General features: G+C 58.3%; 13 protein-coding genes and 12 pseudogenes. 10 read left to right on the forward strand and 15 right to left on the reverse strand.

All coding sequences use genetic code 11. From position 1 onward, the window contains the following. Positions 1-461 precede the first annotated feature (461 nt). Positions 462-1,399, forward strand: a pseudogene (locus NKI21_RS30990) (IS5 family transposase). A gap of 118 nt (positions 1,400-1,517) precedes the next feature. Here NKI21_RS30990 and NKI21_RS30995 read toward each other — a convergent pair. Both NKI21_RS30995 and NKI21_RS31000 read right to left on the reverse strand, forming a co-directional pair. After that, entirely contained in the window at positions 1,518-1,805 is a 288-nt protein-coding gene (locus NKI21_RS30995) for a hypothetical protein (RefSeq protein WP_352869036.1), read from the reverse strand. Beyond that, complete coding sequence (locus NKI21_RS31000) at positions 1,769-2,605, reverse strand: ABC transporter substrate-binding protein (protein ID WP_352869039.1); 837 nt, start codon at positions 2,603-2,605, stop codon at positions 1,769-1,771. The genes NKI21_RS30995 and NKI21_RS31000 overlap by 37 nt, the downstream gene beginning before the upstream one ends. Before the next feature lie 147 nt (positions 2,606-2,752). Between NKI21_RS31000 and NKI21_RS31005 the strand changes: the two are divergent. The 3 genes and pseudogenes from NKI21_RS31005 to NKI21_RS31015 form a co-directional block, all read left to right on the forward strand. Further along, positions 2,753-3,658 (forward strand): annotated as a pseudogene (locus tag NKI21_RS31005) (transposase); the annotation flags it as partial. Positions 3,659-3,740: 82 nt separating this feature from the next. Next, positions 3,741-4,904 (forward strand): IS110 family RNA-guided transposase, encoded by a 1,164-nt coding sequence (locus NKI21_RS31010; protein WP_352625756.1) that lies wholly within the window; start codon positions 3,741-3,743, stop codon positions 4,902-4,904. Positions 4,905-5,227: 323 nt separating this feature from the next. Then, positions 5,228-5,668 (forward strand): annotated as a pseudogene (locus tag NKI21_RS31015) (transposase); the annotation flags it as partial. Positions 5,669-5,930: 262 nt separating this feature from the next. Here the strand turns inward: NKI21_RS31015 and ltrA are convergent. From ltrA to NKI21_RS31065, 10 genes and pseudogenes are all read right to left on the reverse strand, one after another. After that, positions 5,931-7,193, reverse strand: coding sequence for a group II intron reverse transcriptase/maturase (ltrA, locus tag NKI21_RS31020; RefSeq protein ID WP_352869042.1), 1,263 nt, complete (start codon positions 7,191-7,193; stop codon positions 5,931-5,933). 582 nt (positions 7,194-7,775) lie between these two features. Continuing rightward, positions 7,776-8,264: pseudogene (locus NKI21_RS31025) on the reverse strand (ABC transporter substrate-binding protein); the annotation flags it as partial. Between the two features lie 5 nt (positions 8,265-8,269). Next, a pseudogene (locus tag NKI21_RS31030) lies at positions 8,270-9,084 on the reverse strand (IS1380 family transposase); the annotation flags it as partial. 634 nt (positions 9,085-9,718) lie between these two features. Beyond that, complete coding sequence (locus NKI21_RS31035) at positions 9,719-10,876, reverse strand: acyl-CoA dehydrogenase family protein (RefSeq protein WP_352869045.1); 1,158 nt, start codon at positions 10,874-10,876, stop codon at positions 9,719-9,721. A gap of 46 nt (positions 10,877-10,922) precedes the next feature. Next, positions 10,923-12,119: an acyl-CoA dehydrogenase family protein gene (locus tag NKI21_RS31040; RefSeq protein ID WP_352869048.1), complete on the reverse strand. Its 1,197-nt coding sequence runs from the start codon at positions 12,117-12,119 to the stop codon at positions 10,923-10,925. A 102-nt stretch (positions 12,120-12,221) separates the two neighbouring features. Continuing rightward, complete coding sequence (locus NKI21_RS31045; protein ID WP_352869051.1) at positions 12,222-13,001, reverse strand: carnitinyl-CoA dehydratase; 780 nt, start codon at positions 12,999-13,001, stop codon at positions 12,222-12,224. Then, positions 12,994-15,085 (reverse strand): annotated as a pseudogene (locus NKI21_RS31050) (acetate--CoA ligase family protein). The gene NKI21_RS31045 and the pseudogene NKI21_RS31050 overlap by 8 nt, the downstream one beginning before the upstream one ends. 1,500 nt (positions 15,086-16,585) lie before the next feature. Further along, entirely contained in the window at positions 16,586-16,993 is a 408-nt protein-coding gene (locus NKI21_RS31055; protein WP_352869068.1) for a type 1 periplasmic-binding domain-containing protein, read from the reverse strand. A gap of 225 nt (positions 16,994-17,218) precedes the next feature. After that, positions 17,219-17,332, reverse strand: a pseudogene (locus NKI21_RS31060) (IS1096 element passenger TnpR family protein); the annotation flags it as partial. 254 nt (positions 17,333-17,586) lie between these two features. Then, complete coding sequence (locus NKI21_RS31065) at positions 17,587-19,173, reverse strand: carbamoyltransferase C-terminal domain-containing protein (RefSeq protein WP_352869054.1); 1,587 nt, start codon at positions 19,171-19,173, stop codon at positions 17,587-17,589. Between the two features lie 780 nt (positions 19,174-19,953). Between NKI21_RS31065 and NKI21_RS31070 the strand changes: the two genes are divergently transcribed. The 4 genes from NKI21_RS31070 to NKI21_RS31085 all read left to right on the forward strand — a co-directional run bounded on the left by NKI21_RS31070 (position 19,954) and on the right by NKI21_RS31085 (position 24,036). Further along, on the forward strand, positions 19,954-20,367 hold the full coding sequence (locus tag NKI21_RS31070; protein WP_352869057.1) for a hypothetical protein: 414 nt from the start codon (positions 19,954-19,956) through the stop codon (positions 20,365-20,367). Positions 20,368-20,866: 499 nt separating this feature from the next. Beyond that, on the forward strand, positions 20,867-22,090 hold the full coding sequence (locus NKI21_RS31075; RefSeq protein ID WP_352869060.1) for a CaiB/BaiF CoA transferase family protein: 1,224 nt from the start codon (positions 20,867-20,869) through the stop codon (positions 22,088-22,090). Positions 22,091-22,423: 333 nt separating this feature from the next. Further along, positions 22,424-23,158, forward strand: a complete 735-nt coding sequence (locus NKI21_RS31080; RefSeq protein ID WP_352869062.1) for an alcohol dehydrogenase catalytic domain-containing protein — start codon at positions 22,424-22,426, stop codon at positions 23,156-23,158. After that, complete coding sequence (locus tag NKI21_RS31085) at positions 23,158-24,036, forward strand: MaoC/PaaZ C-terminal domain-containing protein (protein WP_352869065.1); 879 nt, start codon at positions 23,158-23,160, stop codon at positions 24,034-24,036. Before NKI21_RS31080 ends, NKI21_RS31085 begins: the two co-directional genes overlap by 1 nt. A 685-nt stretch (positions 24,037-24,721) precedes the next feature. Here NKI21_RS31085 and NKI21_RS31090 read toward each other — a convergent pair. Then, a pseudogene (locus NKI21_RS31090) lies at positions 24,722-25,063 on the reverse strand (transposase); the annotation flags it as partial. 77 nt (positions 25,064-25,140) lie between these two features. Next, positions 25,141-25,304: pseudogene (locus tag NKI21_RS31095) on the reverse strand (transposase domain-containing protein); the annotation flags it as partial. 20 nt (positions 25,305-25,324) lie between these two features. Between NKI21_RS31095 and NKI21_RS31100 the strand changes: the two are divergent. Continuing rightward, a pseudogene (locus NKI21_RS31100) lies at positions 25,325-25,450 on the forward strand (ISAs1 family transposase); the annotation flags it as partial. On the opposite strand, the pseudogene NKI21_RS31105 reads toward NKI21_RS31100, so the two are convergent. Then, a pseudogene (locus NKI21_RS31105) lies at positions 25,441-25,619 on the reverse strand (IS110 family RNA-guided transposase); the annotation flags it as partial. The pseudogenes NKI21_RS31100 and NKI21_RS31105 sit on opposite strands and share 10 nt — an antisense overlap. A gap of 110 nt (positions 25,620-25,729) precedes the next feature. On the opposite strand from NKI21_RS31105, the pseudogene NKI21_RS31110 reads away from it, so the two are divergent. Beyond that, a pseudogene (locus tag NKI21_RS31110) lies at positions 25,730-25,876 on the forward strand (transposase); the annotation flags it as partial. Positions 25,877-25,959 lie beyond the last annotated feature (83 nt).

The following is a 25,959-nucleotide window of genomic DNA, read 5'->3' on the forward strand; positions in this document are numbered from 1 at the left end:
TACTGCTGCCGGCAGTTCGTCGTATGTGAGGCTGGCGACCGTATTGGCAACGTCTTGTGTTAGCGACATAGTTTCAAACCGCAATAATGAACCTGCGCTATCACCGGGGCCGCAGACTCTGCTAGCGAGACTGCCGCGAGTCCACAAAGGCAAATCATGAGGCTAGCTTTCATTTCATTCCTCTTCCTTGGAGATCCCCAATCTAAACGATGTCATTTTCCCGCGCATTTGCGGATAGTTATGATCGTGCTTATTTCGTTATTCGTGAGCGTAACGAGCGGGCGATCTTACGTCGTGGTTCAGCGCGCGCAGTGTCCGAGCACGTGGTGTAATTTATGCGCCGTCAGGCTGTGTGATCCCCGGGTGGCCATCAAGATGTATGGTCGAGGTGGAGTTTGCCACCTTCAACCACGGACGGCGTTGTTGCAGAGGTTCGACCGAACGATTCACATTTTGAATCCATGCGGGTAGACGTGGCTCATGGCAAGCCATCACCCTCCCGCTACCGCACGACGAACCGGTCGGACTACAACACCGCGCTGAGGTAGCGGGGCTCGTTGCTGGTCTGGCTGAACAAGGAGATGACCTGGCTCGCGCGGCATGTGGGATGTCCTGGACGTCGGCCGGTCTTCTCTGATGCCGCGATCCAGTTCTGCCTTTCGATCAAGGTGATGTTCAAGCTTCCCTTGCGTCAGACCGCCGGGATGGTGGCGAGCCTCCTGCGGATGACGGGGCTCGATTGGCACGTTCCGGACTACCCCACTCTCTGCCGCAGACAGAAGACCCTGGCCGTCGAGATCCCGTTTCGCCGGGCGGATGGGCCACTCAACCTGTTGGTGGACAGCATGGGGATCAAGTTCCTGGGTAACGGAGAATGACAGGCCCGGAAGCATGGAGTTCAGGGGCGCCGTCAATGGCGCAAGGTCCATTTGGCTATGGCCACGGCCACCTCGGATATCTGGGCGGTCGAGTTTACCCCCAGCAGCGAAGTCTCATTCTGCCGGAGTTGTTCGACCAGATCCCCGAGGGCGAAGAGATTGGCACCGTCACAGCCGACGGCGCCTACGACACCCGCCGCGGCCACACCACCGTCATCGACCGCCAGGCCACTCCGATCATTCCCATCCGCAAGAACTTCGACCGTGAAGAGAGGACTCCCCGGGCGCGATCGTCAGAAACGAAACCCTGCGCGCCACCAGGCACTACGGCGGAGCGTTCTGGAAACGCTGGACCGGATACCACGTCTGGAGCCGTATCGAGCCGAAAATGCGCGGCCTCAAGGCCTTCACGCATCGTCGCAAGAGACCCCGATCGCCAAACCGCCGAAGTCCAGATCCGCGTCGCCCTCATCAACCGCTTCTCGGCTCTCAGCACCGCCGAAATAGTCAGGATGGCCTGAAGCCAGCGGGGAAAGGAAATCACGCCTCACGTCGGGGTTCTGCAACAACGCCGATCCCGACCATCGCCATGACGGCGAGGGTCGAAATCAACCGGCGGAGGATGTAGCTACCCATCGCTCAGGTTTTTTCCATGTTCCACATTGGGAAGCGCAAGTTTGGCACCTCGATGAGACCAGTGAGCCTCTTACTGCGTGCCCATGGCTGCTTAAGATTTCCCAGCATGACGCCGCCGACGAAGTCCCACCAAATGACTTGCATTTTGCGGGCGAGCGCCTGCCGCTCTTCGAGCGTTGCGACATCCGGCCATTTGGCCCGGAGAGCCTCGTATTCATCGTTCTTCGGCCAGCCATAAAAAGCGTCTGCGCCATTCATATAATGGAAGGGACAGGTGATTGGATTGCCCAAGATAAGTCGGACCAATCATTAATGGCCATGCTCCAGCCGCCATTCTCGACCGGGCCCTTGTTCTTCCGAGCCTCGACAAACGCGCTGAAAGACATCGGCCCAAGCACTACATTGACCCCGATCTTGCGAAGCGCACTCGCAAGAAGCAGCGCCGCATCGCTGGCCACCGGCCAGTCCGTAAATTGGAAAAGATAAACCTTCTCGCCGGCATATCCGGACTCCTGGAAGAGCTGTTTGGCCCTTCCCGGATCACCGCCTTTCTTGTACCATCCTGTATTCTCGTCATTTGAATAGGGACCGCTATTTCCGAATATCGAAATCACGGGGCTGCTGTAATCCGGATCTGGAGAAATGACGCGAAGGAAGGCCTCCTGGTCGATCAAGTGAAGCATCGCTTGCCGTGCCTTGACGTTGTTGAAGGGTGGCTGAAGGAAATTCATTTGCACGTAGAGATCATCACCCCCCGTATCCAGGAGCTGAAGTTCAAGATTGGGGTCGCTCTTGATAGTGCCGTAAAGATCTGCGGGTGGGCTGTTAACGAAGTCGATTTGCCCTGCTTGCAAGGCCGATAAGGCTGTCTGCGGATCGGAAATATTTTGCCAGATGGCTCTATCGACCTTGATGACCTTTCCGCCGGCCCACCCTTCTGCTGGTTCCTGGCGGGGTATATATTGTTCATTTCGGTCGTAGGTGAAGCTTGCACCCGGCTTGGCTAGAGCCTCTTTGAACTTGTATGGCCCGGATCCGATATTCGCGGTCAGCTGCTCCGTTGGGGGAAGCTTCGCGTCCTTCTCGCGCATGATAGCTAGTGTTCGTCCATAAACGGCAAGCTATTGAAATTATTTGAGGAATCGTAGTTTTCCGCAGGAAAGCTCCGGCGGTTTCAGATACACTTTGGCATCATACCGCTGATTCCAAAGCGTTTTCTGCCACCCCCGGAGCCGACAATGCGCCAAGAACGCACCGTCCAAGCCAGTGTATTCGATCTTTTCGCCGGACACGAGATCGGCCGTGAGCTGAAGGGCATGTCCGATTGGCTGGACGAGCAGCGTCACCTGACCGGGCTGGTGGCCGCCGACCTGCGCCGGCACGGGGTCAAGGAGACCGGCCGCGAGGGCCTGCCGGCGGAGGCGGTGCTGCGCTGCGCGCTGCTCAAGCAGCATCGCCAGCTCAGCTACCAGGAACTGGCTTTCCACCTGGAGGACTCCGCCTCGTTCCGGGCGTTTGCCCGGCTGCCATGGGGATGGAGCCCGAAGAAGTCGGTCCTGCACAAGACGATCAGCGCGATCCGGGCCTCGACCTGGGAAGACATCAACGAGGTGCTGCTTTCGAGCGCCCACCACGAGAAGCTGGAAAGCGGCAGGGTGATACGTGTGGACAGCACCGTCACCGCAGCCCTCATCCACGAGCCGAGCGACAGCAGCCTGTTTTGGGACGCCGTACGGGTGATGGTTCGCCTGCTGCGGCAGGCGGATAAATTGGGCAGCGGCGCGCGTTCCTGGCACGATCACTGCCGCGCGGCCAAGAAGCGGGTGCGGGCGATCCAATACACCCGCGGCCGCCCGAAACGGGTTCAACTCTATCGCGAATTGCTCGGGATCACCCGCACGACGCTGGGTTATCTCCGACAGGCGGCGGAGCGGCTGACCCCGGCGGCTGATCTGGACATTATCGTCTGGCAGGAGCAACTGCGCCACTATCGACCGCTGATCGAGCAGATCATCGCCCAGACCGAGCGGCGGGTGCTGGCCGGCGAGGCGGTGCCGGCCGCCGAGAAGCTGGTCAGCCTGTTCGAACCGCATGCCGACATCATCGTCAAGGGCGGCCGCGATGTCCATTATGGCCACAAGATCCTATGAGGAGGGTGGATAGCGACCTGCGCTGTGGCAAAGGTGAGGTTGCTAAACCCTAGACACCCTACCTTGGAGGCCGAGCATGCCCGTTGCAGCACACCGACCCGATGCGTTGACCGCCATCCGCACTGATCTTGGCGCAATTTTCGTCTCGTTGGAACTCAGCCGCTCGAAATGGCTGATCACCTCGCTGTCGCCGGGCGCTGGCGAGAAGATGTCGAAACACGCAGTGGCGGCCGGCGACGTGGCCGGCATGCTGGCGCGGTTTGCCGAGCTCAACCGGAAGGCCGAGGCGCGGACCGGGAAATGCTTTCCGATCATCGTCGTCCAAGAGGCCGGGCTCGACGGCTTTTGGATCCACAGGGTGCTGCAGGCCGAAGGAATCGAAAGCCACGTCGTCGATCCGGCCTCGATTGCCACCTCACGCCGGCGGCGTCGGGCAAAGACCGACAAGATCGACGGCGAGGCGCTGGTGCGCGCGCTGCTCGCCTATAAGAGGGGCGAGCCGCGCGTCTGCGCCATGCTGCGGGTGCCCACCCCCGAGGAAGAGGACCGCCGCCGCCTCTCGCGTGAGCGCAAGGCCTTGACGAACGAGCGGACCCGCCATGTCAACCGCATCAAAGGCCTGCTGTTTGCACAGGGTGTCTCCGGCTACGAGCCGTTGCGGCGCGATCGGCGCAGGTGCCTTGAGGCGCTGAAGACCGGCGACGGGCGTCCGCTGCCGGACCATCTGAAGCAGCAGATTGATCGCGAACTCGAACGGCTGGAGCTGCTGATGGAACAGATCAAGGCGGTCGAGGCCGAGCGCGACGCCATGCTTGCGACCGAGCAGAGTGCCTCGCCAGCCCCGGCCATGCTGCTCGACCTGAAGGGCATCGGGCAGGAGTTTGCCGCCGTGCTGTGGACGGAGGGCCTGTCGCGGCACTACGACAACCGCCGACAGCTGGCCGCCTACGCCGGCCTGGCGGCGACCCCCTGGCAAAGCGGCTCCGTCTCACACGACCAGGGCGTTTCGAAATCCGGCAATCCAAGGCTGCGAACTACGCTGATCCAACTCGCGTGGCTATGGCTGCGCCATCAATCGCAATCGGCGCTCTCCTTGTGGTTCAAGGAGCGGGTGAAGCAGAACGGCGGGCGCCTCAAGAAGGCGACGATTGTGGCGCTCGCCCGCAAGCTACTCGTGGCGCTGTGGAAATACGTCAACGCTGGCGTCGTCATCGAGGGGGCGGTCATGAAGAGCGCCTGATGCCGATTGCCGCTCACCCATGGAATGTGAACTAAGCACTTCTTCCAGGGCCTGATCAGTCCTGGCGGATCCAGGTGGACGAACCGAAGGTTGGGATGGCCTGAAATGCCTCGCCACAAGAATGGTCCCGTCCTCCTGAGCCCGTACCCGCCGCAAGCGGGATGTTGGTGCCGCTGTTTCGAGCAGCGACCGTATATAAGTTGGATTGGGCTCGGATAAACGGGCCGCGTCATGCCATCGGGCTCAGACCGTGGATTCCGCAACACATCGAGAAGGTGAAGAAATGTTGCCCTGACACACCCGTTCCGTCTTTACCTTCCTCATATAAGCTCAACCTGACGACGGGCAGGAGCGGCATGGTTCTCGACCTCATCGTCGAAGCCGGCAACCCGGCCGACAGCGAGCGGTTGCTGCCGATGCTTCAGCGCCACATCGACCGATATGGCGAGCCGCCACGTCAGGCGGCCGCCGATGGCGGCTATGCCAGCCGCGCCAATCTGATCCAGGCCAAGGCTTGGGGCGTGAAGGACATGGCCTTCCACAAAAAGTGCGGCATCAAGATCGAGGACATGGTCAAGAGCCGCTGGGTGTATCGCAAGCTGCGCAACTTCCGTGCCGGCATCGAGGCCGGCGTCTCATGTTTGAAGCGCGCTTTTGGCCTGGACCGCTGCACCTGGCGCGGTCTCGACCACTTTAAGACCTATGTCTGGTCCTCGGTGGTGGCCTACAATCTCGCCCTCTTCGCCCGCCTCAAGTCGAACTGACCCACCGCGACTTCGCAAAAGCCTACCCGGCGCCCAGCCGGGCGGTTCAATCATGGGCCAACTAGCGGACCACGAGAGACCTCTACTTCTCTTCTAACGCCCCGTGCAGATAGAACCACCAAAGCAGTCAGAAATACGTCGAATCTACATGGGCGGCTACAATGAATACTTCGAAAAGTTACTGTTGGCGAGTAGCGGAGACGCTTGCGCGCCTCCGCTCTCTCAGAACCGTGCGTGAACCTCTCAGCTCACACGGCTCCCATCAGGCAAACGTGCCGATCAGACCGAGTTGCCAGTGCGCGAAGAGATCGGTGCGCTGCTTGACGATCCGTTGTAAGAACCGACTTGCCCGAGTCTTACCCCTGCCAAAGCGCTTGAACTTCCGCCTTGCCCACGCAAGCACCGTCTGATTGACGTAGCGAAGTATGGGCTGCAGCCCCGTTGGCGCGTACCGTCCATAATAGCTGATCCACCCCCTGAGGAGCGGATTGATCAGCCGGGCGATGTCGTTCAACGAGAGCTGCGTCTGTCGGCGGATGCGCAAGTCCCTGATCTTTTCCCGCATCGCTTTCAACGCCGAGGAACTGACCGCTGGTGTGAAGCCGCAAAACAGTCGCCCGCTTTGCGTTCCCCATACCGCGCGCGGTCGGAAACAATATCCGAGGAAGTCGAACGTCACGTTCGGATGTTGCCCTCTGCGTTTGGAGTCTCTGCAGTAGACGATCTTGGTCTTCGTCGGGTGCAGTTCCAGTTGGCATTCCGCCAACCTCGCCTGAAGCGCAGCCTTGACGGCTTCTGCCTCCTGCTCGGTCCGGCAGTGCACCAGCCCGTCATCCGCATACCGACACCATGGGAGGTCGGGATGTGTCCGTTTCATCCACAGATCAAACGCATAGTGCAGAAAAAGATTTGAAAGAATCGGCGAAACCACGCCCCCTTGCGGAGTTCCGCAGTTCCGTTCAATCCTTTGTCCATCCTTTTCCATGGGCGCTGTCAGCCATCTCTCGATGTATAGCAATGCCCACTTGCTCTTTACGTGCCTGCGAACTGCCGTGAGCAAAAGCTCGTGCGAGATGTTGTCAAACAGACCCTTGATATCAAACTCCGGAACCCAATCATATTTCCAGCACCGCTGACGCGTGATCCCCACGGCATCCAAGGCCGATTTGCCCGGTCTGTAACCGTAAGAATCTGACAGGAAGATCTGATCGAGCTCCGGTTCGATGAGCTGCTTGACCACCATCTGCGCGATCCTGTCGCTCACGGTGGGCACACCCAAAATCCGCTGGCCCCCACCACTCCTTTTCGGAATGGGGACGGCACGCACCGGTGGCGGAAAATAGCTTCCCGAGCTCATCCTGTTCCAGATCCTGTAGAGATTCCTCCCCAGGTTGGCTTCGAATGCCTCGATCGTCTGCCCGTCCACGCCAGCCGCTCCACCATTGGATTTGACCGCTTTGTAGGCTTCGTACACCAGCCGCTTATCGATCATAAACGGCTTGTCTGTCGCATCTGTCGTTGTCATCCTGTTGCCAGTTGCTTCGAAAATACGACCACCTGATCCGACCCCTTCGCTCCAGCCCTGTTACGGGACCTTCGTCACTACTACGGGTCGATCCGCCCCAGCCTCCTGCATCGGTACTCTCGCCTCACGGTGGTGTGCCGCTTGTGCTTCTCCCTTGGCATCAGAAAGCTGGTTCCTGCAGTTCCGCGCAAAAGCCTGCATCCGGCTCATGCCCCCTATACGCCGTCCACTGTCCGGTCATCAGGCTCCCGACGGACTTGTCCCGAGAGATCCATACGCCCTCGGTTTTAGTGGTGTTAAAGAGTGCTAACGACGCGTCATCGAAGGGTTTGCTTGCGCTCATCTTCCGGATGCCTACCTGCCCCGGATCATGTCCGCGGCTTTTGACCCAACGCTAACCACCATGGCTCTTCTACCACAGCAGCTTGGGCTGGTTTGAGACCCGCTCCTGAAAGCCGATCCCGAGGGGCCCACCCTCATCTTTCACGCAGCTTCTCAGCATGTTGTCAGTTCATCATCGAACCTCCTTCTGCTTGCTGCAGCACACTATGGTCAGACACTAGCTAGGAAACGTTGGCCTCCTGCCAATAGGTCGAGCAGAAGCCCCAAGGGCTCCTTGAGAACGATTTTTAACGTCTTGTCGCCCGTCGGCGAGACGTCGCTGGCCCTCTCCAGGATCAGTTTTCCACCGCCGTCCACCTGCCCCCAGCGACGGATAGATGCCACGCAGTCCGCCGCAGTGACGGGATTGCCGTCGATGAATTGCAGACCATCCCGGAGCTCAAACGTATACCTCTTTTTGTCTTCGGAGACGCCCCATTTCCCCACCATTTGCGGTTGCGGCACAAGCTTGGAATCGAGCGCGAAAAGCGTGTCGTAGACCGCCTGGGCATGCATGTAGGTGATGTTAGTACTGGACAAGATTGGATCAAAAATTGTCAGGTCTTCCATCGCCATCCGCACCGTCCGCGCGTCCGCCTGTGATGTCTGCGCCCGAAGGATTGTCGGCATTGATAACGCCGTTCCGGCGACCAAACCTGTCTTGATAATTTCGCGTCTAGTGATTGTCATGCTCGGTCGGCGCTCTCGTCGACGAGCCGCCGGAGAACCGTGTTGCCAGGCAGTCCGAAGAAGTAGTCGATGCCGTTGTCCTCGCACTAGGCCATGACTTGTGCCCGGCCGTAATGGCCATCGCCACGCATCAGGATACGGGTGCTCGGCCAACGGGCGCGGATGCGCCGCACAAGACGGCGCAGATGGCCGCGGATCTCCTTGCCCGTCGGCGTCTTGCCGGGACGCAGGATCATGGCGACCGGGCGGCCGGTGGCGGCGTCATGGACATGGATCGGCAGGAAGCAGCGCTCGTCGTAGGGGGCGTCGAAGAGCGACAGCTGCTGATGGCCATGAACGACAGCGAGCGTATCGTCGATGTCGAGTGTCACGCTCTCGGGCGGCGCGGCATAGCTCGACAGCCACAGCTCGACCAGCACATCGCCGAGCCGGATGACGGTCTTGAGGTCGGGCAGGTTCTCCAGGCGCGAGCATGTCGGCTGCGAGCACAGGTCGAGCCCGCTGTCGGGCAACCGTCCGCAGGCAAGCTTGAAGGCCGGGTCAGTGCGCAGCCGATCGAGATCGTTGGCATCCTCGTAGCAGCAGGCGATCGCAAAGATGCGGGCGCGCAGGATGTCGGCCATGGCGTGCCTCACCCGCTGCGGGTGACGGGATCGTGGATCGCAGCCGCAAGCCGGTCGGCCAGTCGCAAACGCCGCTCGGCGGCGGCCAGAAGCATGACGCCGCCATCCGATGTGATGAGTCCGCCATCAAACGCAGCTGTGATCTCTTGCGCGTCCAACGGCTGGAAATGAAAACGGCGCCAACGATCGTCGGTCATGGCGGGTGTGGCTCGCGAGATCTGGTGGAAGGGTTGGCTTCAGCAACCGAATCCTACGCCAAATCAACCGCTTAAGCTACATCCGCCAGCCTCTCCAACACGCTGTCATACATAAGACGGGCTAGGTTGGGCGAGCGCCATCACCGAAATGAACGAGCTCGTCCTGGCAGCCGCCCTTAACGTGGGTGTTTATCGCCGTTAATAATTGATAAGGGGCCGCGAACAAATGTATTTTTATGGTAGACACGTCTGTCTGACAACTCACGGTCCGTTATGGGAACTCGCTAATCGTTATTGGTAGTGTGCTGAAGGTTCTGCAAATTCCGAAGGAGGGCGGTCTTAGCCCGTTTGAGGATGATAACTGCACCGAGTTGTCAACGACCAATTCGGCGGTCTATGTCGACTGCCGAACTTGGCGAGCGCCTGGCTCACGCACCCTCGAGCGCATTGCGCGGGTTTGGCCGATCAATCGAGTCGACGAATTCTTGCCGTGGGACTTCAGGGCTGCACGGCCTCAGCTATTTACGCGGTCCATCTCGTGCGCCTGCTGCGGGCCTGTATTGATTTCCTGCCCATGACGTTGCCATGTTTCCTCTCCGATGTAACCGCTTCACTCGCGCCATGGCGCTTGGGCTCAGTTCATAGACTCGCTCCTTAGCCCTCCAAGTGCCGCCAGTCGCCTCAGGTGATGATCCGCATCACCAAAAAGCGTGTCGATCATCACGACGCGCTTGAAGTAGTGGCCTATGCTATATTCCATCGTCATTCCAATGCCGCCATGAAGTTGGATTGACTGATGGCCTATGGCTTTGGATGACCGACCGATCTGAACCTTTGCCGCCGAAACTGCGCGCTCGCGCTCAATCGTGTTATCTTCGCCCACTATCATTGCGGCGTACAGGGTCATCGATCGAGATTGCTCCAACTCCACAAGCATGTCGACAGCACGATGCTGCAGCACCTGAAAGCTGCCGATCTTCGTTCCGAACTGTTCGCGCGTCTTGAGGTAACCGAGCGTGATTGCCTGCATTTTTGTGAAGCAGCCAACGGCTTCTGCACAGAGTGCCGTTACAGCCTCATCAGCCACTCTCGAGATAACTGGGAACGCCCCTTCTGGGTCGCCAATCAAATTACTCTCGTCAACGCGTACATTCTTCAATGCAATCTCCACCCCGCGCAGACCATCCTGTGTCAGGAAGGGGCGGCGAGTGAGGCCTGGCGCATCAACGTCAACGAGGAAGAGCCCGATCCCATCCTTCTCGCGAGTGCCTCCGGCTGTCCGGGCCGAGACTATTATCTTATCGGCCACGTCGCCGTGAAGGACGAGAGTCTTAACCCCGCTTAGAGCCCAAAAGGTACCTTGCTTCTTTGCTTGTGTCTCAACGTAGAAAAGATCATAGCGCGACTGTGGCTCGGCATATGCAAAGGCTAGTTTGGCTCTACCGTTCACAATCAAGGGGATTAGCTCTCTCTTTTGTGCTTCATTCCCACCACGACGAAGCAAACCACCGGCAAGGACCACCGTTGCGAAATATGGCTCTAAGATCAAGCTCTTGCCGAAAGCCTCCATCACGATCATTGTTTCGATCGGACCGCCGCTGAAGCCGCCATATTCCTTCGAAAATGGTAACGCCAGGAGACCGAGCTCACCATAGCGTTTCCACATCGCCTCGCTGAAGCCGGGGTACTCGCCTCCGTACTTGCGGCGATCGTCGAAGCCATAACTGCCGAGCATAAGTCGCTCGACGCTTTCCGTTAGGAGCCGTTGCTCTTCCGATAGATCTAATTTCATTGCAAATATCTCCCGAAATTTGCGCGCTGCGAGTGACTAGGATGCATCAAAGGCCGAGAATCGCTTTGGCGATGATGTTCTTCTGAATCTCACTGGATCCCGAATAGATCGATGCCGCACGGCTATCGAAATAGATAGGGGCGATCTTCGCGGCCCATCGCGGGAGGATTGGGGGCTCGTTGCGGCTCCCAAGCTCCTCGTCCGGGATGTAAGGCAACGCGTTAGGTCCCATCACAGCCATTAGGAGCTCCGCGGCGGCCTGCTCAACTTCCGAGCCCCTCAGTTTGAGGATGGAACTTGCGGGATCCTGTACTCCCTGTTGCTGCTTTGACGCATTTGAGATTGCGCGCAGTTGAGTGATCTCAAGTGCTTTCAACTGAACTTCGAGTTCGGCGACCTTTTCACGAAAAGAGGGTTGATCAATGAGTCGCTCGCCGCCGACATAGGTCTGAGCCGCAAGTTCCAGCGCGCGCCGCATACGCTCCTTGGAAAGGCCTACGCCAGCATCGCCGAACCGCTCATTACTAAGCAGATACTTCGCGTAACTCCACCCTTTATTTTCCTCTCCAACTAGATTGTCAACAGGGACATAGACATTCTCAAAGAATACCTCGCTCACTTCATGATCGCCATTAATCAGGTGGATCGGGCGCACAGTGATACCCGGCGACTTGATGTCGATGAGAAGGAAGGAGATGCCTTGCTGCTTCTTTACATCTGGATTGGTCCTCACCAGACAAAAGATCCAGTCGGCGTAGTGCGCCGATGATGTCCAGATCTTCTGGCCATCGACGACATAATGATCCCCATGGCGGACTGCCCGTGTCTTAAGTGAGGCTAGGTCGGAGCCAGCTCCCGGTTCCGAAAAGCCTTGGCACCACCAATCAGTTGCGTTAGCGATGCGGGGCAAATAGTACTGTTTCTGCGCCAGATTGCCAAAGGTGTAGATGACTGGACCTACCAAGTTCTCGCCCATACCGAACTTGACTAGTGCTGGAAAGGCACGCGCCTCTGCTTCGAAGATGTACTGCTGCACGAGAGTCCACCCCGTGCCTCCATATTCCTGAGGCCAAGTTGGCACACCTTTCTTGTAAAGGTTCCGCGTTCCAGCCGCGATCTCGTCTTTCGACAAGTTTAAGCCTTCGGCCAATTTTCGGCGTATTTCCGGGATCGTATTGTCAGATAAGAACCTGCGCACCTCCTCCCGGAAAGCCCGTTCACCTTCTGTGAACATAAAATCCATGGGGCTATACTCCATTGCTAAACAAGGGTTGCTGTTGCCCAAGCTGCCGCTTCCCTTCCCGTGGGGGAAATCGTCTGGAGATAAGTATTGCGGCAATGACCATTATTTTGTCTTCCAGACGGGACTACGCTTTTCGACAACGGCACGGGGACCTTCAAGTTGGTCCTCTGACCGATGAAGATTGTCGACAGTCACGAGCTGATTGCGATTCACGCGGTTTATCGCGTCCTGGAAGCTGAGGGCTTCCGCCGCGCGCGCCGTCTCCTTGATGGCGGCGAAGACCAGCGGCGGGCCGCTGGCTAAAAGCCGCGCGATTTCCCAGACGTGATCTTCAAGCTTCTCTTTGGGCAGCACCTCGTTGACCAGGCCCCAGCGATGCGCTTCGGCGACGTCCATCCAGTGGCCGGTGAGCAGGAGGTCCATGGCGACATGGTATGGGATGCGCTTCGGCAGCTTGATGCTGGCTGCGTCGGCTAGCGTGCCGGCGCGGATCTCGGGCAGCGCGAAGGAAGAATGATCCGAGGCATAGATGAGGTCGCAGGAGAGCGCCAGCTCGAAGCCGCCGCCCACCGCCATGCCATTGACGCAGGCTATCACCGGCTTGTTCAAGTCGCGCAGTTCCTGCAGCCCGCCGAAGCCGCCGACGCCATAGTCGCAATCGGTATCGCCGCTTGCATCAAACTCGAGGTCCCAGCCGGCGCAGAAGAATTTGTCGCCGGCGGTCTTCAAAATGGCGACGCGAAGTTCCGGATCGTCGCGGAACGCCATGAACGCTTCACCCATCAGGCGGGACGTTCGCGGGTCGATGGCGCTGGCTTTGGGCCGGTCGAGCGTGACTTCGAGGATCGCGCCTTCGGGGCGGGTGGTGATGACGTCAGCCATTCTTCTTGTCTCCAAGCACCAGCAGCGCGTCGGCGATCCAGGCGCCCTTGCCTTCGGCGCAGACGATCAGCGGGTTGATGTCGAGCTCTTCGATCTCGCCGGCACTCTTGCTGCACGAAACCGGCAATGCCCGCGATCGCGTCGATGGCAGCCGCGACATCGGCCTTGGGTCGGCCGCGATAGCCTTCGAGCAGCGGGTAGAGCTTCAACCAACGCAGCGCCACCTCAATGTCGTCGCGCGTCGCCGGCAGCATCAGGGTGATGCTCTCGCGCAAAAGCTCGACCAGCACGCCGCCGGTGCCGAGCGTCATCACCGCGCCGAACATCGGGTCGCGGGTGAAGCCGACGATCAGTTCGGCAACGCCATCACGCACCATGCGCTCGGCGTAGAGCCCGGTGCCGAGCGGCAGGAGATCGTGTGCCGCCGTGCTGACGGATTCGGCATCCTTCAAATTCAGCCGCACGGCGCCGACCTCCGACTTATGGGTGACGCCCAGCGCCTTCAGGGCCACCGGGAAGCCGAGCGCCATGGACGAGATCACCGTCTCGACTGCGCTGTTGGCACGCTCGCCCTTCGGCACCGGCAGGCCTGCCTTGTTCAGCCTGTCCTTGGCCTCGGCCTCGTCGGGGGTGATGTGGCCGCCATCGGCCGCGCCGGCAGCCGTGGTGTCGACCGGCAGCGCTTGCGGCTCGTGCCAGGCCCGGCCGATGAAGGCGGCGGCCTGCGCGGCATCCATTGCTTCCGGGATACCGAACATTGGCGCGACGCCACGAACGATCAGTTGGTCTGCGTACTCCTCCGGCAAGTTCTCGGGTATGAAAGAAACAATGGCGCCCTTCGCCTTGTTAGTCTTGAGCGCGGCTTCAAAGGATCGCAATGTTGCCAAGCCCCACTCGTCGACATTCAAACAGCGGTCGCGACGCGGAAAATCGATCACCAAAATGTTGAGGTCGAAGCCGCCCGACACCATCGCGGTGAAGGTGGCCGTCATAGCCGGCTCGTTGTTCCAGATGAAGGGATGGTAGTCGAGCGGATTGGCTATCGCCACTAGGGGCCCGAGGGCCGATTTCACACGGGCACGATGATCAGCCGCCAGGACGGGGAAATGCACCGAGCGCCCTTCAGCGCAGTCGGCCATTATGGAGGCCTCGCCGCCCGAACAGCTCATCGACGACAGCCTGCAGCCTGGCAACGGGCCGGTCATGTGTAGGAGCTTCAACGCCTCGATAAACGCTGGAATGGAATCAACGCGCGCGATGCCCAGTCGCTTCAGGAAAGCATTGGAAGCAGCATCCGAGCCGGCGAGCGAGGCGGTGTGCGACACGGTTGCCTGCCGTGCCTGTTCTGAGCGCCCGACCTTCATGGCGATGATCGGCTTCTTTAGCTCGCGGGCTCTTGCCACCAGCCTCTCGAAGCCGGCGACCGAGTCAAAAGCCTCGATGTGTAGGCCAAGCACAGTGACGCGCTCGTCCTCGATCAGGTCGAGCGCCATTGCTGAAAGGCCAGTCTGCGCCTGATTGCCGGCCGTCATCAAGAAGGCGAGCGGCAGACCGCGCATCTGCATGGTTATGTGGATAGCTATACTAGAGGACTGCGTGACAATGGCGACACCCCTGCCATCTTTTGCCAGTTTGACACCGCCGTGGTTGTCAGGCCACAGAAGCGCACCGTCAGCATAGTTGATAAGGCCATAGCAGTTCGGGCCGATAATCGGCATCTGGCCGGCTGCGGCAACGAGTTCGGCCTGCAGCCTCTCACCGTCCTTGTCATATGCGCCGGTCTCTAGAAATCCTGCTGCATAGCAAACGGCCCCACCGGCGCCACGCTCGGCCAAAGCCTTCACGATGTCGACCGTAAGGTGACGATTGACACCCACAAAAGCAGCATCAGGAGCACCGGGCAATTCGGTGACTGAATGGTATGTCTTGTAGCCATCAACATCAGCCTTGTTTGGATGCACAGGCCAAATTTCGCCGGAAAAACCAATCCTGCTCAACTGAGTGACGACATGAGCCGCCGGTTCGCCGCCGAATACAGCGATCGATTTCGGACGCAGAAGTCGCTCGAGTTTATGCATGATCATCAATCATCTGTTCGTTCAAGCGCGTTTTCCAGAACCGGAATCAAGCGCTGCGGCCCAGATGACTCCAATTCAAGATTCTATACCAATCATCATGGTCACCGCCGCTAGTTGTGGGCGTGCCGTCAGAGAGGCTTCTAGAGTTGGCTGTGCAAATGGCGTGCCATCCTGACGACCTAGCTGCGGCTTGCCGCTCAGGTGTGCCGGCGGACCTTGTTCGCGCTTGCTTCCCTATTTTTGTCTGGGCCAAGCTGAGCACGAAAAGCAATCGTTTCGGCTAAAGTTCGTATGTTCGTCTCGCGACAGTTTCGTTCAAGGGCGACAGCTTTTTGTTTGCTAAAATATCGACATTGAGACATCACGCAGCGGCATCGTTTGGTGCAACGCCTTCATATTTGGTCACGACCGAGGTCGAGCATGCCTTGGATACGGCCCAGACTCGTCATCGTTAGGGCCGAGGCGGCGCCCGGCCGTTGGCGAGGTGCGCCAGGTTCCAATCAGTCGGGACAAAGCGATTCCGCGAGGCTTAGAGATCGAGACGAACCGTCGCAAGCCGTGAGACCGGTAACTTCTGCGGGGGTTACGCGGCGCACAGTAGGGGCGGTTTGGGCTTGAATAGTGAGGGCACGCTCGGCTCTGGTGCTCGAAATCGTGCCCGCAGTCGGTCGCGAAGCTCACTATTCATCTCGGCTGTCCGAACCTGCATCAGCATGTGAGCACCGTGTAGAGATCGGCGCATCTGCTACTTCTTGACCATGCGTTTGGCGATCACGGAATGACCGCCGACTCGGCAAGGGTGGTGGCCGAAGTCCGGCTTGGTAGCGCTTTCCGTAATTCACGATCGCACTGCGGTTCGAACGAACGTAGGTGAGGAGCTGAGACCCGAGGCTGTGGAGACGCGACATTGAGAGCTCGCCTTCTCTTTGCGAGACATTCAAGCTTGCCAAGAGCTGCTCCAGGTCGCGGATCGCTCGATCCACGCGACCGTGCCACAGACGCCACTTCACGGCTCTGATATACTTGCCGATGGTCGGAAGTGTTTCAGCAAGACCAGACTGGAATCGGATCACGTGATCAGCGATCTGCTGCATGGGCTGGATCTTCATGGCGATGTGGAACCCAGTCGATGATGTGGGTCGTCGGTTTCGGCATGGCGCGGAAGCCGCTTCAGGATTTCGGCGCCGTCCGAGAGCACGGTGACGTCCCCAAAGCCGCAATACCCGCCTTCCCGGAGAGGGTGGAGCGCTCGATCGCGTATCGCAGGTTGGTCAGTGTTGGCGGTGACAAAGTAGGCGTTGGTGCACGGATCGTTTAGCGGTCTGGATTAGGCAGGACGGGACCGCAACAGCCTGGTCGTTAGTCATGCCTTTCAAACACAATAGCGCCGCCGTCAACCGCATGCTTGCCTGCGCATGCCCTCAATCCGCTCGCCGCAAGGCAAAGGAAGCGTAACCCGCGTCATCAAAGAGATCCGCCGTGCTCCACATCCGTGCACCAACGCCATCACTCTCCGTTCGTCTTGGTTGTACATTGGACAAGACGGGAATAGCGACGACGTATGAGCCACATTGTGCGCGGATCGGCATTGGCGTTGTGAAGCTGCTTGAAAGAAAAGGCTTCATCTGCGAAACTGTTGGCTCGTGTCACCAATGCACGAAATAGGGGCGAAAACGCTATTATGCTCTTGGCCGAAAAGATCGTGTCGTACAGGTCAGATCCCGCTTTTATATCGACGTATTTCACCCCGGGAATATCCAAACCTATGGAGGGCACGAGGGGATCAAGGATCCGATTTACAGTTCTAGGCCCAATCTCGTGAAGGACGAAGGCCACCGCTCCGTATTTGCTAAATCGATAGCCTTTGATGATGAGTTGCACTGGAACTTGACCTTGAAGCTTGGTGATTTCCATAGCAATTCTAAATCGCATCGGAACGCCCTTTCTCTGCTGGCAGTGCTGACCATAAAACCGTCGCAAGAACTACGTGCGGCCGAACTTCGGCCCCCCTTGCGGCGAGCGGATTGAGGGCGTGCGCAGGCAAGCATGCGGTTGAGGGCGGCGCAGCCGATGGCGAACGTAACCCGCGTCATCAAAGATCGAGATCCGCCGTGCTCCACATCCGTGCACCAACGCCTGGAGATGATAGTCCTCCCAGCCGAAGGCGATCTGGATTGTTCGGTGCAGCCCGTAGAGTGTCATTTCTTCCGAGCCGAGCAGCCGACGCCAGATCATCGGCGAGATTCCTCGCAAGCTTACCTTGAGCTAGTACACCGCAGGCGTTGCAACATCGGGACATGGCGGCAAAGCTAATGTAAAGCCGCCGGTACCCCCAGCTTTTTCATGCTCCCGCGGCTTAGTCCAACACGTTTTTAGCTCACCGTCGCGATCCACCGCAGCGCGCTCTTGCCAACCGACTTTCTGCGCGACACCAAGCTAAAAACGCTCTGCATTACAGCAGTCAGTTCATAACCAAGTTGGTTTCTTGTTCGTCGCATAATCCTTTTCTATCGGATCGACGTCGTGCGGGAACTTGCCTTGAGAAGATAAAAAGCATCATCGATAACGAATCCATCGAGACCTGCATCCCGGGCATAGGCCAGCAGGTCGCTCGCACGATTGATGAAGCCGGTGCCATTGAAGTTCAGCGATGTGTTGCAAAGAACGCCGACTCCGCTTTTCGCCTTAAACGCGGTAAGCAACTGATAGAGGCGCGGGTTCTGCTCCCGCGAAACTGTCTGGGTCCGCGCTGTGCCGTCGACGTGCGTGACGGCCTCCAACCGGCTATCGAGAACCTTCTGGAAAAGAAGCATGTAGGGCGACGGGCGTGCCAAGTCGAAGTGGAGCTCGACGTCCTCTTCCAGGCAAACCGGAGCGATCGGGCGGAAACCCTCTCGCTTCTTGATGCGATTTAGCCTCTCGTGGGTTGCCTTTGAGAACGGCGCCGCGAGAATTGACCGGTTGCCGAGCGCTCGTGGCCCGATTTCGCAATTCCCCTGTACCCAGCCGATCACCTTGTCGTTGAACAACGCCGAGGCTACGTGGTCGCAGTCGAGTGGATAGACCTCAAGTTCCGTCCGGTCGATCTCATCATCTAAGAATGGCTGGCCTGAATATACGTCCCATTTGATCTTTGCATTGCCTGTGAAATGCCGCATCGCGTCGACTGCGGTTCCGATTGCGGAGCCTGCATCGTTTGTGCATGGCGGAATGAAAACATCGGAAAAAAGGTTTGTTTCGAGCCAACGGCGATTCCATTCGCAGTTCAACCCACACCCGCCGGAAATCAGTAGCGGGTAGCCCTTTGTCAAGTTCTTCTTCGCAAAAGTGTGAAACGAATCGAAGATGGCGTCCGAAACTCGTTTGGCGAGGTTGGTGAACTTCTGATGGGTTACGCCAATGTTGTAGTAAGGCGAATTCCGCAGATCCTCCTTGGGCAAGGGGTAAACATCGCTTGGAAGCAGGAAATCGATCAGCGCCTGCTCGTCCCGGTCAGGCGATCCGGTCTGCCCATAGGCACAAAGTGCCATTAACTTGCCGGCGTCTTGGATTCGCGTTGGTCCTTTGGGCAAAGTGAATTTGGGATCGGCGAGCGCATAAAGGAAGGCGTATTTGTGCCCAGGATTGGCAATCACTTTTCCTAAATGCACGACTTGCAAGCGCTCATTGATTTCGTAGAAATCGCCGATACCCCCTTCCCAGATCAGCACATAACAGGCCATTCCGGCCGGAAACGGCGACATGCCGTAGGAGCCCCAGAGATGGGAGCGTTCGTGCGTCGAGGAATAGAAATGCACCTTCCGGCCGAAGATTCTTTTCTCGCCGACAACCTCCGATCCCGCGGCTATCCCGTAGTAGCCTGCCCCCTCGGAGACGAGGCCCTCGTATCCTGCCGTCTCCCACCCACCGACAGCAACGACATCTGGAATGGCGTCCATGCGGCCAGCGGCGTCGAGGATAGTGGTAGGGGTAACGGCCGAATATCTGGGAAAGGTGTCCTTCTCAGCCTCATATGAATAAATGAGCTCGGCTGACGATGCATCCAGTGCTGCAATCGTACCATCATGGTTCGGTTTGAACGAAATTATCCTCATCTGGTGTAAAGCTCCCTTAGGATGAAGGCCATTGAGGCACAGCGATGAAGCAAGTTTCCTTCAGAAATTGTAGAGCATATATTCGGAATATTATGTGTAAAATTAAGTTAATATAATACGATTAAAACATAAAACTAATTCTTTAATATATAACAGCCGCATTAACATTCCGCTGCGATCGCTTCGACGATCGGGGTGTCGTCGGCGGCTAGTCATGGGACCGGTGGGCGCGGATGTAGGACCGTTTCTCTGCCGCGGTCGTGCATGCTGAGCCCCCTTTAGAAACTCCGGCTCCAGAGCCTACTTGCCGACTAGCCGTTCGAGCGCGGCAATGCGCGCCTCATAACCTTGGAAAAGATCGGCCGTTGCGGCATTCTCATCGAGAGCGCCCGCCTGAAACTTCTCGACCCATATCCGGATCATACAAGCGCGACCGCTTTACCGCGGCGGTCACTCCCCATGCCGTGTAGCTCTATTCCGCTTTGCTTTTGGCGGACAGGATTCCCTTCGGGGAGGCGGAATTCACGCATCGTGCAACTACGTTCCGCGTTGTCCAATGTCAGACGATTGTCGGATACGCTACGTAGCATCGCCAAGTCTATCCAATTGCTTGGAAACGGTTTTGTCATTTGGCACGGAACATGCGGGCTCATCCGTAAGTGCGTCAAGGACTGACTGGGGAGACATAGTTCCATGGTGACATCTACCGAAAATGCCGCCGCCGCGGGTCTCCCGGTTGCAGAACGATCCAAAGATGACGCTCGAGGAAGGCCTGGCGGCATGAAAACGGTTGCTTGCGTCCTCCGCTCGGGCGGCGATTTCGAGCCGGGCGATGTTGTTCGCCTGTTCAACCAGGTGAGCGAGCATTTGCCCGGCGCCAAGTTCCGTTGTTTCTCCGACGTCGCCGTGCAGGGCGTCGAGGTGATACCGCTCCGGCACGGGTGGCCGAGGTGGTGGGCGAAGATGGAGCTGTTCCTCCCGGAGCTGCCCGACGACTGGCTGTTTTTCGATCTGGACACTTCGATTGTCGACAGTCTCGCGGACATGGCGGAGGTCGAGGGTCCGGTGATCATGCGCGAACGTTACTGGCCGGGGCCTTTCACGCGGCGTCATGGCGATCCCGCAATCAATCAAAGCGGCGGTGTGGGAGGCGTTCACAGCCGCACCCGCAGATCACATGCGGCGGTGCGCTGAATACGGCGATCACGCGTTTCTTGAGAGCTGCCGGGGAGTCGATTGGCGCCTGTGGGAAGACATCTGCCCCGTCAACTGTGCTCGTACAAGGTGGACGTTCAGCACCTCGGCCACTTCCGGCCGGCGTTCGACCCTCCGCATTGGCGACCTCGTTGACCGTCAAAGATGGTCGGATCGCTTCGCATAGAGATTTGGCTAGCACGTTCAGCCACCGCCGCTGTTCGCAATCCCACTCTATGGATTCTTAACCCCCGCATGAAGCACCGGCTGCACCAAAAGTGCGGAAGAGCCTGAATAACGATTAGGGAGCTTGCATAACGGACCGTGAGTTGTCAGACAGACGTATCTACCACGAAAATACACACTGTTCACGGCCGCTTTGATCAGGAGACTGATCAATGATCAGCAGGCGCGAAATACTCAAGTTGAGTGCAGCAGCCGGGACGAGTTCGGTCATTCCGGAGATGGCGCTCGCCAAATCTATGGAGTGATTATAAGCATGAACCAACGAATATTTGAAGGGCTGAACGTATTGGATTTCACAAACAACGTAGCTGGACCGGGAGCAGGCGCTATGCTTGCTGACTACGGTGCAGAGGTAATCAAAATTGAAAGGCCGATATTCGGCGACGATACAAGAAGTTGGGGATCCAGCGTAACTGAAAGCTTCTCGTGGTACACATGGCTCAATCGCGGAAAAAAGTCTGTAACTATTTCACTGACCGACCCAGAGGGACTCGCGATCATCGAAAAGATGGTGGCCGATGCGGATGTTATCCTTCAGGCATTCAGGCCCGGAGTTATGCAGCGATTCAGTCTGGACTATGACTCAGTGTCCAAAGTCAATCCCAGCCTTGTTTATTGCTCTATTTCTGCGTTCGGGCAGACGGGTCCTAAAGCCAAAAAGCCGGGCTATGACCAGATGGCCCAAGCATACACCGGTTTGACCGATATGACCGGTGAGCCCGATGGGCCTCCTACCAGGGTCAGTATTTCGATTATCGACCACTCTACTGCCATCAACGCGTTTGGATCGATATGCGCGGCACTGTACCACCGCGAAAAGACAGGGGAAGGCCAGCATATCGATGTCTCACTTGTTGGCACTGCGTTCAGTATGAATGATCTGTTTGAAGAAGTTGCAGAAGGAGCTGCTTCGGGGATCAGTATCAAGCCAACGAGAACGGGTCGGCTTTCCTCTTATCCAGGCGCTGGCACATATAAGGGGAAGGGAAACCAATATTGTGAAATCGCCGCCAATAATCAAAAGCTCTGGGGATTGCTTTGCCAAGCGATGGAGCGCCCAGACCTAATCACCGACCCGAGATCAGACTCGGATTTGTCGAGAATGGACAACGCTTCTCTTCTCCATAACACCATCGAGGACTGGGTGGCGAGCTTTGACGACATCAATGTCGCACTGGAGAAGCTGGATAAACTGGGTGTTCCCAGCATCAAAGTTAATTCAGTCGGTGATCTCGTGACGGATGAACACCTCCTTGCCAGAGGTGCCATCACCGATATCCCTGCACCGACAAGTATGCAGGCGCGCGGGGTCAAGACGATACGGGCACGGGGGCCCTGGCATGTTTTGTCCAAGACGCCTTTACAGATGAGGAAGGCTCCCGACCTTGGGGAGCACAATGTCGAGGTCCTAGCGCAGTATGGCCTGAGTGTGGAAGAGATCGGAACGCTCCAGGAAAAATGGAATAAGTCTAGGTAGGATAGCCCTTTGGGTCGGCGGTCATTATCTTTCTTTATGTCTTGTATCAGCATATCACGAAAGAAACTGAGATAGATCAAGGTAATGAACACCGGAATTTGGAATGGAATGAACTCCACGTGGCATTCACAAAAAAGTTACTCATTGAAAAAGTAAATGGTTATGTGGTGGCTGCGATAAACCATCCGCCAGCTAATGCGCTAGGGCACGAGTCCTAATGGGCCTGAATACTCTGCTGAATGAGTCTCTAGGAGATCCTGAAATCCGGCTTATTGTGGAACATCGGGTTGCCGTGACGCGAAATGCGGGTGAAGACAAAGTGAGGATAAGTATATGAAGGCGTTGCTGAGCAAGGCAGTCGGGGGGGCGCAGACCTTGGTGTTGGAGGACGTGCCCAACCCTAAGGCTGCGCCCGGGTTTGCTGTGGTCGAAGTGAAGGCGGTGTGCGTCAACTGCCCCGACGTGCTGATCATCGAGGACAAATACCAGTTCAAACCGCCGCGGCTCTTCTCGCCAGGCGGAGAGATTTCGGGCGTGGTGAAGGAAGTTGGCGAGGGTGTTGTTAATGTTAAGCCGGGTGACCGGGTGATGGGCACGTCCAACATCGGCGGCATGGCTGAGGAGGTGGCGATCGAGGCGGTAAACCTGATCCACATGCCTGCCACGATGCCATTCGACGAGACAGCGGCGTTTATCTACACCTACGAGGTTTCCTACTGCGCCCTGAAGCACCGCGGCCGCTTGACGCCAGGCGAAAGCCTGCTCGTGCTCGGCGCGGCTGGCGGCGTCGGCCTGCCGGCAGTGCTCGGTCGGGCCATGGGCGCGCGGGTAATTGCGGCTGCGTCATCGCAGGAGAAACTGGACCTGGCACTGGCTCGGGGCGCCGAGTCGGGCGTTGTCTATCCACGCGGCCCCTTCGACCGCAATGGGCAGAAGGAGCTCCGTTCCGCCCAGTCGAACAATGGATGGACTCCCGAGGCAGTGCTCGAGATGGTCCTTCCCGGCTCCCGCTCCAACTTCTACCCGCTCAACAAGTCGGCCGACGTGATCGGTTGGGAGCCGTTCTGATGGCGGCCGCAACGGCCGTCCGGCCGCTCGACGTCAACGAGCTTATGTCGCGCCGTCTGAGGTTCGAAACGTCTTACAGCGACCGTGAGGTCATGCTCTATGCGCTCGGGCTTGGCTTTGGGCATGATCCGCTCGACGAAACGGGACTTCGCTTCGTCACCGAAAAGGCGCTGGTGGTGATGCCGACCTTCGCGACGATTATTGCATTCAACCAGCCCCAGCCCCTGCTCACACCCAAGGACGATCTGAATTTCGTGAAGGCGGTTCATGGCGAACAGCGGCTGACCGTCCACCATCCGATTCCGCCCGCCAGCACAGTGACCGGAGAGGTTCGTATGACCGACATTCTCGACAAGGGCGAAGGCAAGGGCGCGATTATCAACGAGGAAATCATACTTCGGCTGAAGGACAGCGACGAACGACTTGCGACGCTGCTCAGCACAGCCTTCTATCGGGGCGACGGCGGCCGTGGCGGCACCGGCGGACCGGCGCCTGCCCCGCACCCGATTCCTGATCGGCCTGCCGATAAGATCGTCGAGATCGGCATCCGAGACGACCAGGCCCTGCTCTACCGACTGAATGGAGATCGCAACCCGCTTCACTCGGATCCGGAGTTTGCGCGAGCGGCCGGGTTCGCGAAGCCGATCCTGCACGGCCTGTGCAGCTACGGCATTGCCTGCCGCGCTGTGGTGGAAGCCTATTGCTCGGACGCGCCGGAACGAGTGGTGAGCTGCGACGTGCGCTTTTCCGCGCCGGTCTATCCGGGCGAGACGATTGTTGCCGAGATCTGGCGGGACGCCGACACGGTCTCGTACCGCTGCAACGTCAAAGAGCGAGACGTCCTCGTCCTCAACAACGGAAAGTGCCTGCTGGGTTAGCTGCTGCCGAACATTGCTGGTCCCTCACGCATTCGTAAACAGCTTGCTGGACATTCCGCAATGCGTGTCAGTTCACCGAGTCCTGCTCCGACTGTTGATCGTTCATCACAAACAACGACCGAATGTACGCGTCCAACTGGCAGTCAGCTGAATGAATCGGTCGATTTCGTAGGGGCTACTTGGCTGGCTCTCCACCAGCACTTCGTTTTCAAGAAAAGCCAGCCAGCGCGACAGGGGTTGTGCGCGGGGTGTTGACGCATGTCACAAGCTGTCGATAGGCTGCCGGCAACAGCCGCCACTGAGTACTACAGGTGGAGCAGCACTTCCGACGCAGGTTCGCCGAGAGTCGCTGGATTGAAGTAGCTTTGCGCGCTTTCGACAGCTCTCCCTGATGTGACTTGCAGGGGCCACACTATGGCACTTCGATGCCGGAGCGGAGGTCGTCCACATGGGGTTCTCTGATCGCGGAGCTGACTGCAAGTTCCTTTTTGCCTTATCCAAGTTCCTGCCGGCTCTGTGGTTCTCTTCGCGGTTAACGCTGGGTCGCCGCATGTTAGAGTTCAGGACGTGGGTGTCTCAATGTAATCGACGCAGTACCTTAGGTTAGGGCTGCCTCCCCATGTACGAGATCACCGACGCCATCGTCCCGGCAGGGACATATCACCGCCGAAAGGGCGGATCTCGCTTAAGGCTTAGCTTTCGCCTCCTCCTTCGACCAGCGGAATTCGCTGCCGTTGACCCAGATCCGATGCATGATCACTGCCAGAGTTTGCGGGCGACGGCCACACGGGCTTTCTTGCTGCCTATCCGGCGCGCCAGGCGCGCGCCCCACGCTTTCAGCGCACACCATCTGGCGACCCGTGCCAACAGAGTGCCCGCGGCCTCGAAGAGATAGGTGCGTGTGAGCGTGTCACCGCATTTTTGAGACCGACCCGTCACGATCGACTTCTCCCGATTGATACCGTCTCGGCGTCAGGCCGAAATAGGCACCAACACCCGATGAGCGGACAAAGCGCGCTGGATCATCGTACGCATCCGACGAAGGCCGCATGATTGGCACGCGCGCGTGTGCGCAGCGGGCTCTATGATGCCGTTGTGTGAAGGTCAGGCGGCCTGCTGTTCGGCGGGTTTTTCGGCTTCGCGCAGGCGTTTCCATTCCCAAGGCAGTAGTTCGTGCAGACGCGAGGCGGGCAGATCGGCAATGCGGGCCAGGACATCGGCGAGCCAAGCTTTCGGGTCGATTCGTTGAGGCGTGCCGTGGTGATGAGGGGACGCCACAGGTGCCCGCCTGACCTTGGCGCAGCTCTCAGTTCCGGAGAAGACCAACGAGATCACCGCCATCCCCGATCTGCTCGATCAACTGGCTGACGCCAAGCAGCTCGAAGGCGCGCTCGTCACCATCGACGACAAGGGCCCGGCCTCGAGCCCGACGCGTTCAATGTTCCAGCTCGGATCCTTCATGACCGCAATCAGATCGTCGGGGAGGCTGACGATCTTCACCTCGTGGCAGATCCTGCGGATTCATCGACAATGCAAACCGCGGTCTCTTTCACCGAGACGTCAAGGCCAATAAAGTGCTTCATGCTGCGCTTCCTTTTTTGATGCTTGTGGCTGTTGGACAGACCACGTTCTACCATCAGCTCGAAGCGCAGCACCTCCTTGCATCACCGTTGAAGATGGGGCTCGAGCCGAATACCCCATCTACTGCTACCTGCCGCTCTACATCTTCTGCGACCGGCACCTGCTGGCGGCAAAGCTCAGGCGTTCCAACAGCGATGCCGCCGCCCGACCGGGCGAGGAGGTTGAGCGGATCGTGACCCAGATCCGCAAAACCTGGCCTAGGAGCCTGTCCAGATAGTCACTGGTCAACTATTGACGAGTCTGATTCAATCTTGGGCTATGAGCAAGTATTTTCGGCCCTGG

Origin of the sequence: Mesorhizobium sp. M0715, assembly GCF_040320355.1 — a bacterium.
GTDB lineage: Bacteria > Pseudomonadota > Alphaproteobacteria > Rhizobiales > Rhizobiaceae > Mesorhizobium.